The sequence below is a fragment of the Methylobacterium sp. WL7 genome, from assembly GCF_008040085.1.
Lineage (GTDB): Bacteria > Pseudomonadota > Alphaproteobacteria > Rhizobiales > Beijerinckiaceae > Methylobacterium > Methylobacterium mesophilicum.
The window spans coordinates 1-16,727 of record NZ_VRVG01000126.1 but is presented as its reverse complement, the minus strand read 5'-3'; the positions used below and the strand labels follow the sequence as shown (position 1 = coordinate 16,727).

The window sequence follows — 16,727 nt, the reverse complement described above, 5'->3', positions numbered from 1 at the left end:
GGGGCGCCCGCCCCGGTGCCCTCCCCCCCCCCCCCGCGCCGCCCGCCCACCCCCCGGCGCCCCGCCGCCCCGCCGCGCCGCGGGGCGCGCCGCGCGGCGCCCGCCGTCGCCCCCGTCCGCGAGGCCACGGCCATCCCGGTCGAGTGAGCCGGACTCGGTCGGATCGGGGCAAAACAACCCCAGCTTGTCTAGAATCTGCCCACACGAGGATCCTGCTCAAGGCTTGACCATCGGGCCGATCCGCAACACATAGGCGCCACGCCAGCAACAGGGTTGGGCCGGTGCGGCCATGGCCCGTCGACCGGTCGACGCGGCCGGATACAGGCGGCGCAATACAGACTTCAGGGTAGGGTACGCCAGGCTTCGCACGAACGGTCGAGCAAGCACCCGCTCGATCCTAGGTTGCGAATCAGAATTCATCTTGAAGTGGCAGACATGCAGGGCAAGCACTCTGCTTTCGGGCTGGCAGGAAAGCGGACGACGCCATGAGCGGCGTGTTGGAACAGGAATCGCTCTTTCTCACGGATCTCGGGCGCCGCGTCAGGCACGCGCGCACCGTGCGCGGGTTGTCGCGCAAGGTGCTGTCCCAGACTTCGGGCCTCTCCGAGCGCTACATCGCGCAGCTCGAGGGCGGGCAGGGCAACGTGTCGATCATCCTGCTGCGGCGGGTGGCCAACGCCATGGGCGTGCGGCTCGACGACCTGATCACCGGCAACGACGGCCTGCCCGACTGGCCCGTGGTGCGCGACCTGCTCGCCCAGGCGAATCCGGCCCAGATCGCCGCCGCCAAGGAGGTGCTCTCGGGCGGCAGCCGCTCGGAATCGAGCGGGCGCCTGCGCGTCGCGCTGATCGGACTGCGCGGCGCCGGCAAGTCGACGCTCGGCAAGCTCGCCGCCGAGCGCCTGGGCTGGACCTTCGTGGAATTGAACGCCGAGATCGAGCGCGAGAACGCGCTCTCGGTGCAGGAGATCTTCGCGATCTACGGCCAGGAGGGCTACCGCCGCCTGGAGCAGGCGGCCCTGCGCCGCCTCACCGAGCATCCCGGCCCGCTGATCCTGGCGACGAGCGGCGGCATCGTGGCCGAGCCGCTGACCTACGACCTGCTGCTCCAGGCGTTCTACACCGTCTGGCTGCGCGCCCGGCCGGAGGAGCACATGAGCCGCGTGCGCGAGCAGGGCCACCTCGCCACCACCGGCGACCATGCCTCGGCGATGCAGGAATTGCGGGCGGTGCTGGCGAGCCGGGAGCCGCTCTACGCCCGGGCCTCGGCCACGGTCGACACCTCCGACATCCCGCTCCAGACCATGGTCGACCGGCTCGTTTCGACGATCGAGGCGCGGTTCGGCGAAGGGGCCGTCGCCGGCTGAACCGAGCCCCGTCGCGCAAGGGAACGGCTGACAGCGACAAAGGCGCGGCCTCCCTCGCAGCCCCGCCACCCTTGATCGCTGCGCTGCGGCGCACCACGCTATGGCGGAGCCGCCGTCACGGGCGGCCGGGTTGCCGGAACGCACGATGCCCCAGACCAAGCGCCCCGCGCATGGCTTCCCCTGTAGGACGATGTGCTAGGATGACCCGCAACGGCGGGGGCGTTCGCCTCGCCGGCCGCCGTGCCGGAGCTTCGCTGCAGCGCCCGGCCGCACCAGGCCATGAAGCCGGATCCGCAGCAGCGAAGCGCGCACCAGACACCTCGATCGCGAGCCACCGTTCATGAGTGCCAGTCCAGCCCTCAGCCCAGCCTTCAGCCGCGACGCGGGGGACCTCGCGGTCTGCGATCCGGTCTGGTCGCGGCTGCGCGCGGAGGCCGAGGACGTCCTGCGCACCGAGCCGCAACTCGCCTCGTTCATCGTCGCGACCGTCCTGAACCACGCCACGCTGGAGGGCGCGGTCGCCCACCGGGTCGCGGCCCGGCTGGGGCACCCGTCACTGCCCGCCGAACTGGTCGCGCACGCGTTCCACGAGGCGATCGCGGCCGATCCGACCATCGGGGACGCGTTCCGCGCCGACATCGGCGCCGTGATCGACCGGGATCCCGCGACCCTGCGGGCCCTGGAACCGGTGCTGTACTTCAAGGGCTTCCACGCGCTCCAGGCCTACCGCCTCGCCCACCACGTCTGGACCCGGGGGCGGCGCGACCTCGCGCTCTACCTGCAGAGCCGGGTCTCCGAGGTGTTCCAGTGCGACATCCACCCGGCCGCCCGCATCGGCCGGGGCGTGTTCCTCGACCATGCCACCGGCCTCGTGGTCGGCTCGACCGCGGTGATCGAGGACGACGTCTCGATCCTCCACGGGGTGACGCTGGGCGGCACCGGCAAGCAGCGCGGCGACCGCCACCCCAAGATCCGCCGCGGCGTGATGATCGGCGCCGGCGCCAAGATCCTGGGCAACATCGAGGTCGGCGCCTGCGCCCGGGTCGCGGCCGGCTCCGTGGTCCTGCGCCCGGTCCCGGCCAACACCACGGTGGTGGGTGTGCCCGCCCGCGTCGTCGGCACCGCCGGCTGCGACGATCCGGCCCGGGCCATGGACCAGCTGGTCGCCCTCGATCAGTTCATCCACGTGGGCGACGGGATCTGACCCGCCGCCACCGCGCTTGGCCGTGGCGCTTGCCGCTCCGTCGCTTGCGTGGCAAGCCCTGCGCCGATCCGGGGCGCCAACGCCGACAGGGGAGGCAAGACAGCGTGACCAAAGCCGAGACCGCGAAGCTGCAGGACTACCTGCGCCGCAAGTTCGCCAACAACAACATCCGCCTGACCGCGATGAAGACCGGCGATACCGCCGAGGTGTTCATCGGCGAGGAGTCGATCGGTGTGATCGCCGACGACAAGGAGGACGGCGACGATTCCTTCGTCTTCCGCATGGCGATCCTCGACATCGACCTCGAGGAGGAGGCCTGAGGCAGGGCGCGCGGGCCGGACTCCACCGGCCCGCTCCTGTGTACAGGTTAACGCTAACCCGGGTGATTGCTTAACATCCGGTAAATCGTGTGACTAAACTCCGCGCAGCCTGTTTAGGAGCGCGAATAATGGTCCTCACGCCCGCCGCCCTGGAGTCGATCCGGACGTTGTGCATCGGCCTCGCGCTGTCCGGGCTGATCGCCAGCGCCTTCGAGCTGTTCGCGGCGCGGCGGGCGAGCTTCAGCCTGCTGGAGCGGGGCGGCCTGCCCGCGGTGGCGGCCCTGCCGATGCTGGCCTTCTCGGCCCCCTTCATCATCCTGCGCAACACCGTGCGCGGCCGGAAGATCGAGGGCCGCCCGATGCCGTTCGTGATGCTGGCGACCGTGATCGCCTGCGGCTGGGGCCTGCTGTCGGGCCGGGTCGCCCTCGATCTGGCGGCGATGCTGGTCGGGGCGTGAGCGGCGCTAGGGCTCCGCGGTCGCCACCTGGGCGGCGCCCTCCTTGCCCTCCAGCGAGACCCAGGCCTGGCCGTCCTGGCCCGCGCGCTTGATGAAGCTGTAGCCGGTGCGCCGCCAGGGGCGGATCGCGTCGGTCTTGTTGTCGAGGATGAAGTCGCCGTGGTCGGTGCGCACCGTCAGCACTGCGTGTCCGGCATTGGTCTCGTCGATCACGACGGTCATCAACAGGGCCCGCCGCGAGAGGCCGCGCTCGGCCAGCATCCGGCGCTTCAACAGCTGGTAATCCTCGCAGTCGCCGAAGCCGTCATCCGGGAACTCCCAGCGATCGACCACGCCCCAATGGGCCTGATCGGTGATCGGCCGGATGCGCGCGTTGACCCGGCGGTTGACGCTCCGCAGGGTCCGCCACACCGCCACGGTGAGCGGGATCGCGGCGGGCTGCGCGACGTCGAGGGTGCATTCCTCCGGCATGCGCCGGCAGAACTCCGTCCAGCCCGCGATCGCGCCGACCGGGCCGCTGGCTTCGGGAGCGGGCGCGCCATCGGGGAGGGTCAGGCGGGCATGGGCGCGGGTGTTGGCGCCCCCGAGCATCAGGATCGTGCCCACCAGGGCGAGGCTCGCGGCCTGCCGGGCTCGGCGCAGCGGGGCGGACCATCCGCGCCAGTGCGGCGCGAGGAACGCGAGAGCCGGAATCCCACCATCCGCGTGCCGCATGGATCACGCCCCATCGACCGATGATGACGGGAGGGTGACACGCGGGCGTGCGACGCACAATAGTTAAAACCGAGGTAGCAAACGCGCGAGCCACCGGATCGGTTCCCGACCGAGGCGGTGTTGCATCCGCGTTGCTGCGGCCCGCTGCATGCGCTGGCGGAATGGCCGCCCTGCTCCCCTCTGGAAAGCCTTGATTCGACCGAGCTTTGCCGGCTTGAGACAGGGGTGCCCTGCGGCGAGATTCGCGGGCGGATCGATCGCTTCGCAAGAACCCAGCCATCCCCCGCGGGATCGCCCCATGCCAGAGAAGGATTTCACGATGCAGCCCGCCATCCAGCAGGTGATCAGAGCGCTCGCCGAGGATGGTCGCGCCGGTGCCATCGGCATCGCCGAGCATGCCGTGGAAGCCTATCTGGCCGGCTCGCCCACCGAGGGCGACCGCGCCCTGTCGCGCGACATCCTGGTCCGCGACCTCGCCAGCCTCCGGGGCGTCGCCCCGCACCTGGCAGGCTTCATCGGCCGGGTCGAGACCTTCGTGGCCACCCTGGCGCAGCCGTCGCTGAGCCGCGCCGCCTGAACGGGTTCTCTCGAATCTGGGTTTCGAGGTCCGGGGCCCGGATTTTCCAGGTCTTCGTCCGGAGGGCCGGCAGCGCACTGTCCCGTACGCCTTACGGAGCGTGGCCTGCGGCTTGGGGTCCTGAATACGACCCCGTCATCCCGGGGCCGCGAAGCGGAGCCCGGGATCCCGAACCACCGTAACATCGGGGCCTTGCGCCGTCGGCGGCTCCGGATCCCAGGCTCGCCTCCGACGCCCCGGGATGACGGGGTGGATGCTGCTTCGGCATTGGACATCCGGCATCCGTGGCGGGACGGTCGCTTCGCCACGCGCTTCCCGCTTCCGCGTCCCTGAACCTCGCCAAACGGCCGAGCCTGCCGGACAATTGCGACCGGTTGGCCTTCGAAATCCGGGTCAGCGGTTGGCGGTGGTGACCGGCGAGGTGACGCCGCCGAGCGAAACCCACGCGGTGGCGTCCTGGCTCTCGCGCTTGATGAACACGTAGCCGGTCTTGTGCCAGGCCTCGATCACGCTGGTCTTGTTGTCGAGGATCAGGTCGCCGCGGTCGGTGATCAGGGTCAGCACGGCGTGGCCCTCGCCCTTCTCGTCGATCACCACGGTCATGCGCATCGCCCGGCGGGGCAGCCCGGCCTCCGCCAGCAGGTGGCGCTTCAGCAGCTGGAAGTCCTCGCAGTCGCCGATGCCGTCCTCGGCCAGGTCCCAGCGGTCGGCGACGTGGAGATGATCCATGTCGGTCATCGGCTCGACCGACTTGTTCACCCGGCGGTTGATCGAGACGATGGTGGCCCAGACCGCCGGTGTCAGGGTGATGCGCGCCGGCTCGCTGCGATCCACGGCGCATTCCGCCGCGTAGGACTGGCAGAACGTCACCCAGGCCGCGATCGGCCGCGCGTCGCTGAGCACCTTCGCGCCGGTCTCCACCGGGAGGCTCGCCAGGGTCTGGGCCCCTGCGGTGGCCGCGAGCCCGAGCAGCACCAGCGCGCCGGCGAGCGTCACCCGAACCGTCTTGAGAAGCCCCGCGCCCATCGAACCCGTCCTCGTTGTTGAGGACAGGATTGCGCCGCAGAGCCTCCGCGGCGCTGAAGCGGATCCGCGCAATTTTATCGATTCGGCCGCCGCGGCGGGCTCTAGCGGGACAACGTCGACGGGGGACTTGGGAAGCGCCGCGAATGCGCGTCATCGGATTGCGAAAGCGGAAACCTTGACCGTTCCGTCAGGGGCCGATCAGCTTCACGAAGGCAGCACCCGCCCCGAAGAAGGCAGCACCGGCTGCCATTCCAGCGAGTGCGATCTGCCACGGGGCGAGAGCGCGGTCGCGCTCGAGCTTGGCCGCTTCGGCCATCAGCTTCTTCTGCTCGGCCACGAATGTTTGCGACTCTTCGATCGCGCGCAGCACCCGCGTGACCTGCTCGGCAAGATCCAGCGAGCCGGGAGCGGACGTATCAGCCATCGACCCCGATTCCCCAGCGTTCCGGTTCCGATAATCTGAGGGCACCGCAGCACGGCGGCAAGGCGCGCGCGCGCCCCAGGGGCGGTCGCCGATCCGACAAGAGGCGCCCTGGATCGGCGATCGCCATCACCCCGCCGTCTGGTCGAGCTTGCGTTCCGTCTCGCCCTTCAGCTCGGGAAAATCCGCCTGCGTGTAGGCCCGGCCCCGGTGCGGATCCTCGGTGACGCCGTCATGCTCCAGGCGGCGCAGCTGGACCCGGCGGATCTTGCCCGAGATGGTCTTGGGCAGCTCGGTGACGAACTCGAGACCGCGCAGGCGCTTGAACGTCGCCAGCCGGGCATTGGTGAAGCGGAAGATGTCGAGCGCCGTCTCGGGGCCGGCCGAGGCGCCGGCCACCAGCGAGACGTAGGCCTTCGGGATGGTGTGGCGCATCGGATCGGGGATCGGCACCACCGCGGCCTCGGCCACCGCCGGATGCTCGATCAGCACGCTCTCCAGCTCGAACGGGCTGATGCGGTAACCCGACGACTTGAACACGTCGTCGGCGCGGCCCACGAACGTGTAGCAGCCCTGGTCGTCCACGAAGGCGACGTCGCCGGTGCGGTAGAGCGCGCCTTCGGCCCCCGATAGATGGCCGGCGCCGTCGTCGTAGCCCTGCATCAGGCCGGCGGGGCGGTGGGCGCCGAGTTCGAGGCAGACCTCGCCCTCGCTGGCCGGCGCGCCGTCGGCGTCGAGCACGCGCACGCGATAGCCGGGCAGCGGCCGGCCGAGGGCCCCCGGCACCACCGGCTGGCCGGGGGTGTTGGCCATCAGGGCCGTGGTCTCGGTCTGGCCGTAGCCGTCGCGGATCGTGACGCCCCAGGCGTCCTTCACCCGCTCGATCACCTCGGGGTTCAGCGGCTCGCCGGCGGCGCAGACCTCGCGCAAAGCCAGCGTCCGGCCGGTCAGGTCCTCCTGGATGATCATCCGCCAGACGGTGGGCGGCGCGCAGAGCGTGGTGGCGCCGGTGCGCTCGAGCTGCGCGAGCAGGGCGGAGGCGTTGAACGGGGCCTGGTTGATCACCAGGATGGTCGCGCCGGCATTCCAGGGTGCGAAGAACGACGACCAGGCGTGCTTGGCCCAGCCGGGCGAGGACACGTTGCAATGCACGTCCCCGGGCTGCAGCCCGAGCCAATACATCGTCGAGAGCGCCCCGACCGGATAGGAGCGGTGGCTGTGGCGGACCAGCTTCGGCTTCGCGGTGGTGCCGGAGGTGAAGTAGAGCAGCAGCGGGTCGTCGGCCGCGGTCGGCCCGTCGGGCGTGAAGGTCTCGGGCGCGCCGGACGCGTCGTCGAAGGCGCTCCAGCCCGCCGTGGCCGCGCCGGTGACGATGCGGATCGCCTCGCCGGTCTCCAGCCCGGCGAAGCGCCCGAGCTGCTCCGGCCCGGCCACGATCGCCCGGGGCCGGCCGCGGGCCAGGCGGTCGGCGAGCTCGTCCGCCGTGAGCAGGGTGGTGGCCGGGATGACTACGGCCCCGAGCTTCATCGCGGCCAGCATAGTCTCCCACAGGGCCGGGACGTTGCCGAGCAGCAGGAGCAGGTGGTCGCCGCGCTTCAGCCCGAGCCCGCGCAGGTGGTTGGCGACCTGGTTGGACCGGCGCGCCATCTGCCCGAAGGTCAGGCTCTGCTCGGCGCCGCCGGCGGCCTCGACGATCTGGAGCGCGGTGCGGTCGCGGCTCTCGGGGGCTGCGAGCTCGGCGTCGAACCAGTCGAGCGCCCAGTTGAACGGCACCGGGTCCGGCCAGGCGAAGGCCGAAACCGCCGCCGCGTAGTCGGTGCGATGGGCCAGCAGCAGATCGCGGGCCTCCCGGAAGCTGGGCATGGTCGTTCCCCCCGTCGTTCTTGTTCGGCCGGCAGATCCGGCCGCATCCCGCCCTCAGGCGGGAATCAGGTCCACGCCGGCCTGGCCGCGCGCGAGGCGCTGCACCATGCCGGCGTGGAAATGGCGGATCTCCTCGGCGATCGCCTCCACCGCGCGGCCGTTGCGGGGAAAGTCGTCGGCGTTGAGCCCGATCAGGCCGGCCGTGTAGCCGGTCTCGTTGTTCTCGAACGGGTCGGCATAGAGCCAGGTCCACCAGTCCCGCGCCGGGACGAGGCTCGCGCCGGGCTTGACCCGCAGCGCCGCCAGGAACCGGAAGTGCCGGACCAGCTCCTTGCGCCAGACCGCCCGGGTCTCCGGAGCCACGTCGAAGGCCAACAGCTTCACGAGATGCTCGTTGATGGTCTCCTCGCGCCCGCGCGCCTTCTGGGCGACGATCGCGCGTGGGAACGCCATCTCGAAGCGCGCTTCGCTATCGCGGTCCAGGACGTCCATCGCCCATCCTCGCTCAGGTGTTCTCGAACCGGGCCGGCCGCTTCTCCACGAAGGCGGCCATGCCCTCCTTCTGGTCCTGGGTGGCGAACATCGCGTGGAAGACCCGGCGCTCGAAGCGCACGCCCTCGGTCAGCGTGGTCTCGTACGAGCGGTTGACCGCCTCCTTGGTCATCATCGCGATCGGCAGCGACATGGACGCGATGGTCTCGGCCGCCTTCAGCGCCTCGTCGAGCAGCTGGTCCGCCGGGACCACCCGCGAGACCAGGCCGGCGCGCTCGGCCTCGACGGCATCCATCATCCGGCCGGTCAGGCACATCTCCATGGCCTTCGACTTGCCGACGAACCGCGTGAGCCGCTGGCTGCCGCCGATCCCCGGCATGACGCCGAGCTTGATCTCGGGCTGGCCGAACTGCGCCGTGTCGGCGGCCAGGATGAAGTCGCACATCATGGCGAGTTCGCAGCCGCCGCCGAGCGCGTAGCCCGCCACCGCGGCGACGATCGGCGTGCGCACGGACGTGAACCGCTCCCAGTCGGCGAAGCGGTCCTGCGCATACATCTCGGCGTAGGTCGCGTGCTGCATCTCCTTGATGTCGGCGCCCGCCGCGAAGGCCTTGGCCGATCCGGTGATGACGATGCAGCCGACGCCCGGATCGGCATCCGCCTCGGTCGCGGCCCGGATCACCTCACGGGTGAGCTGCGCGTTGATGGCGTTGAGCGCCTTCGGGCGGTTGAGGGTGATGAGCAGGACCCGCCCGCGCGTCTCCGTCAGGATCGTCTCGTACGCGTCCATCACGACTCACTCCCCGATCCGCGAAGCATACGGATGATCGCGGAAAAGTCCTCTCCCCCGTGGCCCAGGCCCTCGAACAGCCCGTAGATCTGTGCGGCCTCGGCCCCCAGCGGGGTCGCGGCCCCCGACGCGAGGGCGGCGGCCTGCGCCAGCCGGAGATCCTTGAGCATCAGCGCGGCGGCGAAGCCCGGCTTGTAGCCGGCATTGGCCGGCGAGGTCGGCACCGGGCCCGGGACCGGGCAATAGGTGGTCAGCGACCAGCACTGGCCGGAGGAGACCGAGGCGACGTCGTAGAGCGCCTGATGCGACAGCCCGAGCTTCTCGCCCAGCGCGAAGGCCTCGCTGACGCCGATCATCGAGATCCCGAGGATCATGTTGTTGCAGATCTTGGCCGCCTGCCCGGCGCCGGGCGCGCCGCAATGGAACACGTTCTTGCCCATGGCCTTCAGCAGGGGCTCAGCCTTCGCGAAGGCCGCCTCGGCGCCCCCGGCCATGAAGGTCAGCGTCCCGGCCTTGGCGCCCCCGGTGCCGCCGGAGACCGGCGCATCCACGGACAGGCAGCCGCGCGCCTCGGCGAGGCCGTGGGCCTTGCGCGAACTCTCGACGTCCACGGTCGAGGAATCGATCAGCAGGGTGCCGGCCGGCAGGGCGTCGGCGAGCTGGGTCCAGACCTCGACCACGTGACGCCCGGCGGGCAGCATGGTGACCACCACCTCGGCGCCCTCGGCCGCCTCCAGGGCCGAGCCCGCCACCGCGATCCCCGCGGCCCGAGCCGCCTCCAGGGAGGCCGGCGCGAGGTCGAACCCGCGCACCGTGTGCCCCGCCTTCACGAGGTTGGCCGCCATGGGGCCGCCCATGTTGCCGAGACCGATGAACCCGATGGTCTGTGCCATCATACCCCTCCCTGCTTCGTCCAATGCTCCATTCACCCCGCCGGCATGCCGTATCGGTCCATGACGGGCACAACGTGCCCCCCTCTCCCGTGCGGGAGAGGGTTGGGGTGAGGGACACGCCCTCTCCGGAAAAACCTGGTCCCTCACCCTATCCCTCTCCCGCACGGGAGAGGGGACCTGCGCTCCTAAGAAGATCCGGTGTCGCCGATTCCCTGCGGGGCTGGGAGAGGCGGCCTCACATCACACCGGCCCCGTGCGCGAGTCCGGAAAAACCGGGTCCGCCCGCGTCTCCAGCCAGCGGGCGATCCGGGCCGGGTCGACCGCGTCGAGGCGCGGCGGGTTCCAGCGCGGAGACTTGTCCTTGTCGATCACCGCGGCGCGGATGCCCTCGCGGAAATCGCCCTCCTCCAGCAGCGCCAGCGAGGCGTGGAACTCGCGCTCCAGGCAGGCTTCGAGGTTGGGCGAGCGCCGGCCGAGGCGCAGCAGGCACAGTGTCAGGACCAGGCTCGACGGGGACTTGGTCAGCAGGGTCTTGCGGGTCGCCGCCGCGAAATCGGAGCCGTCCGCCTCGAGGGCCGACAGGATCTCGTCGACCATGTCGAAGGCGAAGCACCGGTCGATGAGCGCGCGATGCTGCGCCAGGGGCGGCTCGCCGGGGTCGCGCGCCAGCCGGCCGAGCACGTCGCGCACGCCCGCGTCGCCGGCATCGGGCTGCAGCGCCGACAGCGCGTCGATCAGGTCGGGCAGCGCCTGCACGGGCACCAGCAGGTCGGCGAGCCCGCAAAACATCGCGTCGGCGGCGCCGACCGGCTCGCCGGTCAGGCCGAGATAGGTGCCGACCTGTCCGGGCGCCCGCGGCAGCAGCCAGGTGCCGCCGACATCCGGCAGGTAGCCGATGCCGGTCTCCGGCATGGCCACGCGCGAGCGCTCGGTGACGACCCGGTGCGCGGCATGCCCCGCGAGCCCGACGCCGCCGCCCATGGTGATGCCGTCCATCACCGCCACGAACGGCTTTTCGTAAGCCGCGATGCGGGAATCCAGCCGGTACTCGTCCCGCCAGAAGGCTTCGGCGAAGGCGGTGCCGGCGTTGTCGTAGAGGCCGCGCAGGTCGCCGCCCGCGCACAGGCCGCGCTCGCCCTCGCCGGTGAGCAGCACTGCGGCGATGCCGGGATCGGCGGAGAACTGGTTCAGGGCGGCGTCGATCGCCAGGACCATGCCGTGGGTCAGGGCGTTCAGGGCCTTCGGCCGGTCGAGGCGCAGGCGCCCCAGCGCGCCGACGCGCTCGACGATCACATCGCTCATCAGCGTCCCCCGGTCAGCGCGCGGGCGATGATCACCCGCATGATCTCGTTGGTGCCTTCGAGGATCTGGTGCACCCGCAGGTCGCGGACGATTTTTTCCACCCCATACTCGGCCAGATAGCCGTAGCCGCCATGGAGCTGCAGGGCCTGGTTGGCGACCTCGAAGGCGGCATCGGTCACGTGGCGCTTGGCCATGGCGCAGAGCTGCGTGGCGGCCGGATCCTTGGCGTCGAGCGCCGCGGCGGCGTGGCGCAGGAAGGTGCGCGACACCTCCAGCGACGTGGCCATGTCGGCCAGCCGGAACTGGAGCGCCTGGAAGTCCGTGAGCTTCGCCCCGAAGGCGCGCCGGTCGGCCATGTAGGCCAGGCTCTTGTCGAGGGCCGACTGGGCGCCGCCCAGCGCGCAAGCCGCGATGTTGAGCCGGCCGCCGTCGAGGCCGCTCATGGCGATGCGGAAGCCCTGGCCCTCCGCGCCCAGGCGGTTGGCCACCGGGACCCGGCAGCCGTCGAACCGCACGGCCCGGGTCGGCTGGGCGTTCCAGCCCATCTTGCGCTCTTCCGCGCCGAAGGAGAGACCGGGTGTCCCCTTCTCGACCACGATCGCCGAGATGCCCTTCGGCCCCGCCTCGCCGGTGCGGACCATGCAGACGTAGAGGTCGCTGACGCCGGCGCCCGAGATGAACTGCTTCTCGCCGGTCAGCACGTACTCGTCGCCGTCCCGCTCGGCACGGGTGCGCAGCGCCGCCGCGTCCGAGCCCGAGCCCGGCTCGGTCAGGCAGTAGCTGGCGATCGTCTCCATGCCCATCAGGCCCGGGATCCAGCGCTGGCGCTGGTCCGCGTCGCCGTAGGCGTCGATCATCCAGGCGCACATGTTGTGGATCGACAGGAACGCCGCCACGGTCGGGCAGCCGGTGCTCAGCGCCTCGAAGATCAGGGCGGCGTCGAGCCGCGACAGGCCGGAGCCGCCGACATCCTCGCGGACATAGATGCCGGCCATGCCGAGCGCCGCGGCGGCCCTCAGGGTCTCGACCGGAAACGTCTTGTCCCGGTCCCAGTCGAGGGCGTGCGGCGCGATATGCTCGGCCGCGAAGCCGAGCGCCATGTCGCGGATCGCGGTCCGGTCCTCATCGAGCCCGAAACTCATGGGCACTTCCTCCAAGTTCATCGCCGAGCCAGCGCAGATTCCTCATCCGCGCGGGCCACGATGGTCGCACACCGGCTGCCGTCAGGCGCAACGTGCCCCCTCTCCCGTTCGGGAGAGGGTTGGGGTGAGGGATCAGGTCTTTCCGGACAGGGCGCATCCCTCACCCTGTCCCTCTCCCGCTCGGGAGAGGGGACCCGCGCTAGCCATAGAGCCGCGCGGCTCCTTCTTCCGCCAGGACGCTCGGCCCTACCGCATCGTCGGGATGGAGAACTCCGCCCCGCTCTTGATGCCGCTCGGCCAGCGCTGCGTGACGGTCTTGGTCTTGGTGTAGAACCGGATCGCGTCCGGCCCGTGCTGGTTCAGGTCGCCGAAGCCCGAGCGCTTCCAGCCGCCGAAGGTGTGGTAGGCGATCGGGACCGGGATCGGCACGTTGATGCCGACCATGCCGACGTTCACCCGGGCGGTGAAGTCGCGCGCCGCGTCGCCGTCCTGGGTGAAGATCGCGACGCCGTTGCCGTACTGGTGCGTCGAGGGCAGCGCCAGCGCCTCCTCGTAGTTCTGCGCCCGCACAACCGAGAGGACGGGCCCGAAGATCTCTTCCTTGTAGATGGTCATGTCGGGGGTCACGCGGTCGAACAGCGAGCCGCCCATGTAGAAGCCGTTCTCGTAACCCTGGAGCTTGAAGCCGCGGCCGTCGACGGCGAGATGCGCACCCTCGGCGACGCCCTGGTCGATGTAGCCCGCGACCTTCCGGACCGCCTCGGCGGTGACCATCGGCCCGTAATCGGCCGAGCCGTCATGCGACGGGCCGATCTTGAGCGACTCGACCCGCGGGATCAGCTTTTCCATCAGGCGGTCGGCGGTGGCCTCGCCCACCGGCACCGCCACCGAGATCGCCATGCAGCGCTCGCCGGCCGAGCCGTAGCCGGCGCCGATCAGCGCATCGACCACCTGGCCCATATCGGCGTCCGGCATGATGATCATGTGGTTCTTGGCGCCGCCGAAGCACTGGGCGCGCTTCCCCGTCTGGGCGGAGCGCACGTAGATGTACTCGGCGATCTGCGAGGAGCCGACGAAGCCCACCGCCTTGATGTCCTCGTCGTCGAGGATCGCGTCGACCGCTTCCTTGTCGCCGTTGACGACGTTGAGGATCCCGGGCGGCAGGCCGGCCTCCAGGAAGATCTCGGCGATGCGCAGCGGCACGCTCGGGTCGCGCTCGGACGGCTTCAGGATGAAGGCGTTGCCGCACGCGATAGCGGGGGCGCATTTCCACAGCGGGATCATCGCCGGGAAGTTGAACGGCGTGATGCCGGCGACGACGCCCAGCGGCTGGCGCAGGGAGTAGACGTCGATGCCGGGGCCGGCGCCCTCGGTGTACTCGCCCTTGAGCAGGTGCGGGATGCCGCAGGCGAACTCGACCACCTCGACGCCGCGCTGGATGTCGCCCTTGGCGTCCGGCACGGTCTTGCCGTGCTCGGAGGCCAGCAGCTCGGCCAGGCTGTCCATCTCGCCGCGGATCAGTTCGAGGAAGCGCATCATCACCCGGGCGCGCTTCTGCGGGTTGGTGGCCGCCCAGGCCGGCTGAGCCGCCGCGGCGTTCTCCACCGCGGCCCGCATCTCGTCCTTGCTGGCCAGCGCGACCTGGGCCTGGACCTCCCCGGTCGAGGGGTGGAACACGTCGGCGAAGCGCCCGCTCTCGCCGCCCACGGTACGGCCGCCGATGAAGTGCCCGATCTTGCGCATGCGCGCCTCCCTGATGTCGTGTTGGGTTTGGTTTTGGCGCAGCCTAGCAGGATCGCTTGAACGATAAAGCCGGATGCGCTTACATCCGTTGTGCATCGATGCACAGCGGGTTTGCGACCATGAGCCGGGCCGGACGCAACTGGGACGACCTGCGTTTCTTCCTGGCGGTGGCGCGCACCGGCACCCTGAGCGCCGCCGCGACCCGGACCGGCACCGAGCACACCACCGTGGGGCGCCGCATCCGCGCCCTGGAGGAAGGGCTGGGCGCGCGCCTGTTCCACCGCAGCAACGTCGGCTACGCGCTCACCGAGGACGGCGCCAACCTGATGACCGTGGCCGAGGCCATGGAGAGCGCCTTCCTGTCCGCCAGCGCCGCCACGGAGGCCGGTGCGCAATCCGTCTCCGGCACCGTACGGATCGGAGCCCCGGACGGGTTCGGCAGCGTGTTCCTGGCCTCGCGGATGCACCGGCTGACCGAGCGCCATCCGGGGCTGGAGGTCGAGATCATGGCGACCGCGCGGATCTTCAGCCTGTCGAAGCGCGAGGCCGACATCGTCATCGGGCTGTCCACCCCGCAGCAGGCCCGGGTGGTGGCGCGCCGGCTCACCGATTACCGGCTGCTCGTCTACGGATCCGAGGCCTACCTCGCTGCGGCGCCCGCGATCGCCGGCGTCCCGGACCTCACGGCGCATCCGTTCGTCGGCTATATCGAGGACATGCTGTTCGCGCGCGAGCTGAACTATCTCGGCGCGCTCGAACCGGCCGTCTCGGCGCGGCTGCGCTCGACCAACCTGCTCGCCCAGGTCCACGCGACGCTGAACGGCGCCGGGCTGTGCATCCTGCCGGCCTTCATCGCGGCGGCCCATCCCGGGCTGGCGCCGGTCCTGCCCGGGGCGGTGTCGCTGACGCGCTCGTTCCACATGCACATCCACGAGGACCACCGGAAGGCGGCCCATATCCGGGCGGTGGCGGGCTTCATCGCCGGCGAGGTCGAGGCGGCGGGCGCGCTGTTCGCCGGGCCGTCCGTGTAAGCGCCGGCGGTTTCGCGGCGGCGGCCCAAGTCCTAAGATCGACAGTTGCTGAAGGCCCGAACCGGCTCAGAGCGAAGGATCAAAAAATGGTTGCCTCGATCGCCCTGCCGCGGCTGATGCGCATCGGCGCCGGCGCCTCGCGGCTGCTGCCGGAGATCCTGGGCCAGCTCGGCCTGTCGCGCCCCTTCGTGGTCACCGACCCCTACCTGGTCAGCAGCGGCCGCACCGACACGCTGCTCGAACGGCTCGCCAGCGCGGGGGCCCGCGGAACGATCTTCTCCGAGACCGTGCCGGACCCGACCGTGGCCTCCGTGGAGGCGGCGCTCGCGGCGCTCCAGGCCGGCGACTTCGACTGCGTGGTCGGCTTCGGCGGCGGCAGCCCGATGGACACCGCCAAGGCGGTGGCGGTGCTTGCCCGCCACGGCGGCCACATGCGCGACTACAAGGCGCCCCGCCTGCAGGACGAGCCCGGCCTGCCGATCGTGGCGATCCCCACCACGGCCGGCACCGGCTCGGAGGCGACCCGCTTCACCATCGTCACCGACGAGACCTCGGACGAGAAGATGCTCTGCATCGGGCTGGCCTACCTGCCGGTGGCCGCGCTGGTCGACTACGAACTGACCCTGACCAAGCCGAAGCGCCTCTCCGCCGACACCGGCATCGATGCGCTGACCCACGCCATCGAGGCCTACGTCTCGCGCAAGTCCAACCTGTTCTCGGACGGGCTCGCGCTCCAGGCGATGCGCCTGATCGCGCCGAACCTGCGCCGGGTCTGGACCGACCCCAGCGACCGCGCGGCCCGGGAGGCGATGATGCTCGGCGCGACCCAGGCCGGCATCGCCTTCTCGAACGCGTCGGTGGCGCTGGTCCACGGCATGAGCCGGCCGATCGGCGCGCATTTCCACGTGGCCCACGGGCTCTCGAACGCGATGCTGCTGCCGGTGGTGACCGCCTTCTCGGCCCCCGCCGCGGTGGCGCGCTACGCCGCCTGCGCCCGGGCCATGGGGATCCCCGGCCTCGACGGCGACGACCGGGCCGCCGTCAACGCCCTGGTGGCGGAACTCGAAGCCCTCAACGACGACCTCGACGTGCCCGGCCCCCGGGAATACGGGATCGACCCGGCCCGCTGGGAGGCCCTGATCCCGACCATGGCCGCGCAGGCGCTCGCCTCCGGCTCCCCCGCCAACAACCCGCTCGAGCCGAGCGCGGAGGAGATCCAGGCGCTGTACCGGCGGGTCTGGGCGGCCTAATCGTCGCTGGTGAAAAGCGCTGCTCTCCTCTCCCGTACGAGCGTGCGGATTCACATATCGGGTCGGCAGAACACACGGGAGACACCGCGGCTCTCCCTCCCCCCTTTGCGGGGGAGGGTGGCCCCCGCAAAGGG

Annotated in this window: 16 protein-coding genes and 1 pseudogene; 7 read left to right on the top strand and 10 right to left on the bottom strand. The window is 71.0% G+C overall.

The window, feature by feature from the left end:
• Positions 1-482: 482 nt before the first annotated feature.
• The 4 genes and pseudogenes from FV233_RS23645 to FV233_RS23630 form a co-directional block, all read left to right on the top strand.
• A pseudogene (locus tag FV233_RS23645) lies at positions 483-1,367 on the top strand (helix-turn-helix transcriptional regulator); the annotation flags it as partial.
• 340 nt (positions 1,368-1,707) lie between these two features.
• Positions 1,708-2,571 carry a serine O-acetyltransferase gene (cysE, locus tag FV233_RS23640; RefSeq protein ID WP_147855635.1) on the top strand — a complete coding sequence of 288 codons (864 nt, stop codon included), beginning with the start codon at positions 1,708-1,710 and terminating at the stop codon, positions 2,569-2,571.
• Positions 2,572-2,675: 104 nt separating this feature from the next.
• Positions 2,676-2,891, top strand: a complete 216-nt coding sequence (locus FV233_RS23635) for a DUF3126 family protein (RefSeq protein ID WP_147855634.1) — start codon at positions 2,676-2,678, stop codon at positions 2,889-2,891.
• Between the two features lie 128 nt (positions 2,892-3,019).
• Positions 3,020-3,349 carry a hypothetical protein gene (locus FV233_RS23630; protein ID WP_147855633.1) on the top strand — a complete coding sequence of 110 codons (330 nt, stop codon included), beginning with the start codon at positions 3,020-3,022 and terminating at the stop codon, positions 3,347-3,349.
• Positions 3,350-3,355: 6 nt separating this feature from the next.
• Here the strand turns inward: FV233_RS23630 and FV233_RS23625 are convergent, their stop codons facing one another.
• Entirely contained in the window at positions 3,356-4,063 is a 708-nt protein-coding gene (locus tag FV233_RS23625) for a transglutaminase-like cysteine peptidase (protein ID WP_147855632.1), read from the bottom strand.
• 298 nt (positions 4,064-4,361) lie between these two features.
• On the opposite strand from FV233_RS23625, the gene FV233_RS23620 reads away from it, so the two are divergent.
• Positions 4,362-4,640, top strand: coding sequence for a hypothetical protein (locus tag FV233_RS23620; RefSeq protein WP_238260083.1), 279 nt, complete (start codon positions 4,362-4,364; stop codon positions 4,638-4,640).
• Between the two features lie 393 nt (positions 4,641-5,033).
• Here the strand turns inward: FV233_RS23620 and FV233_RS23615 are convergent, their stop codons facing one another.
• The 9 genes from FV233_RS23615 to FV233_RS23575 all read right to left on the bottom strand — a co-directional run bounded on the left by FV233_RS23615 (position 5,034) and on the right by FV233_RS23575 (position 14,312).
• Positions 5,034-5,666: a transglutaminase-like cysteine peptidase gene (locus FV233_RS23615; RefSeq protein WP_147855631.1), complete on the bottom strand. Its 633-nt coding sequence runs from the start codon at positions 5,664-5,666 to the stop codon at positions 5,034-5,036.
• A gap of 187 nt (positions 5,667-5,853) precedes the next feature.
• Positions 5,854-6,090 carry a hypothetical protein gene (locus FV233_RS23610; RefSeq protein WP_147855630.1) on the bottom strand — a complete coding sequence of 79 codons (237 nt, stop codon included), beginning with the start codon at positions 6,088-6,090 and terminating at the stop codon, positions 5,854-5,856.
• A 126-nt stretch (positions 6,091-6,216) separates the two neighbouring features.
• Entirely contained in the window at positions 6,217-7,950 is a 1,734-nt protein-coding gene (locus tag FV233_RS23605) for an AMP-binding protein (protein ID WP_147898976.1), read from the bottom strand.
• A 54-nt stretch (positions 7,951-8,004) separates the two neighbouring features.
• A complete protein-coding gene (locus tag FV233_RS23600; RefSeq protein WP_147856900.1) occupies positions 8,005-8,442 on the bottom strand; it encodes a hypothetical protein in 438 nt (145 codons plus the stop codon).
• 13 nt (positions 8,443-8,455) lie between these two features.
• Positions 8,456-9,232, bottom strand: a complete 777-nt coding sequence (locus tag FV233_RS23595) for an enoyl-CoA hydratase (protein ID WP_147898975.1) — start codon at positions 9,230-9,232, stop codon at positions 8,456-8,458.
• Positions 9,232-10,125, bottom strand: a complete 894-nt coding sequence (mmsB, locus tag FV233_RS23590) for a 3-hydroxyisobutyrate dehydrogenase (RefSeq protein WP_147898974.1) — start codon at positions 10,123-10,125, stop codon at positions 9,232-9,234. Before mmsB ends, FV233_RS23595 begins: the two co-directional genes overlap by 1 nt.
• Positions 10,126-10,365: 240 nt before the next feature.
• Positions 10,366-11,427, bottom strand: a complete 1,062-nt coding sequence (locus FV233_RS23585) for an enoyl-CoA hydratase/isomerase family protein (protein WP_147898973.1) — start codon at positions 11,425-11,427, stop codon at positions 10,366-10,368.
• On the bottom strand, positions 11,427-12,569 hold the full coding sequence (locus FV233_RS23580) for an isobutyryl-CoA dehydrogenase (RefSeq protein WP_147855395.1): 1,143 nt from the start codon (positions 12,567-12,569) through the stop codon (positions 11,427-11,429). The genes FV233_RS23585 and FV233_RS23580 overlap by 1 nt, the downstream gene beginning before the upstream one ends.
• A gap of 246 nt (positions 12,570-12,815) precedes the next feature.
• Positions 12,816-14,312, bottom strand: a complete 1,497-nt coding sequence (locus FV233_RS23575; protein ID WP_147898972.1) for a CoA-acylating methylmalonate-semialdehyde dehydrogenase — start codon at positions 14,310-14,312, stop codon at positions 12,816-12,818.
• A 119-nt stretch (positions 14,313-14,431) separates the two neighbouring features.
• On the opposite strand from FV233_RS23575, the gene FV233_RS23570 reads away from it, so the two are divergent.
• Both FV233_RS23570 and FV233_RS23565 read left to right on the top strand, forming a co-directional pair.
• The gene (locus FV233_RS23570; RefSeq protein WP_246690068.1) at positions 14,432-15,343 is read left to right on the top strand and encodes a LysR family transcriptional regulator; all 912 of its coding nucleotides are present in this window, start codon (positions 14,432-14,434) and stop codon (positions 15,341-15,343) included.
• 86 nt (positions 15,344-15,429) lie between these two features.
• A complete protein-coding gene (locus FV233_RS23565) occupies positions 15,430-16,593 on the top strand; it encodes an iron-containing alcohol dehydrogenase (protein WP_147855398.1) in 1,164 nt (387 codons plus the stop codon).
• The last annotated feature ends 134 nt before the right edge of the window (positions 16,594-16,727 follow it).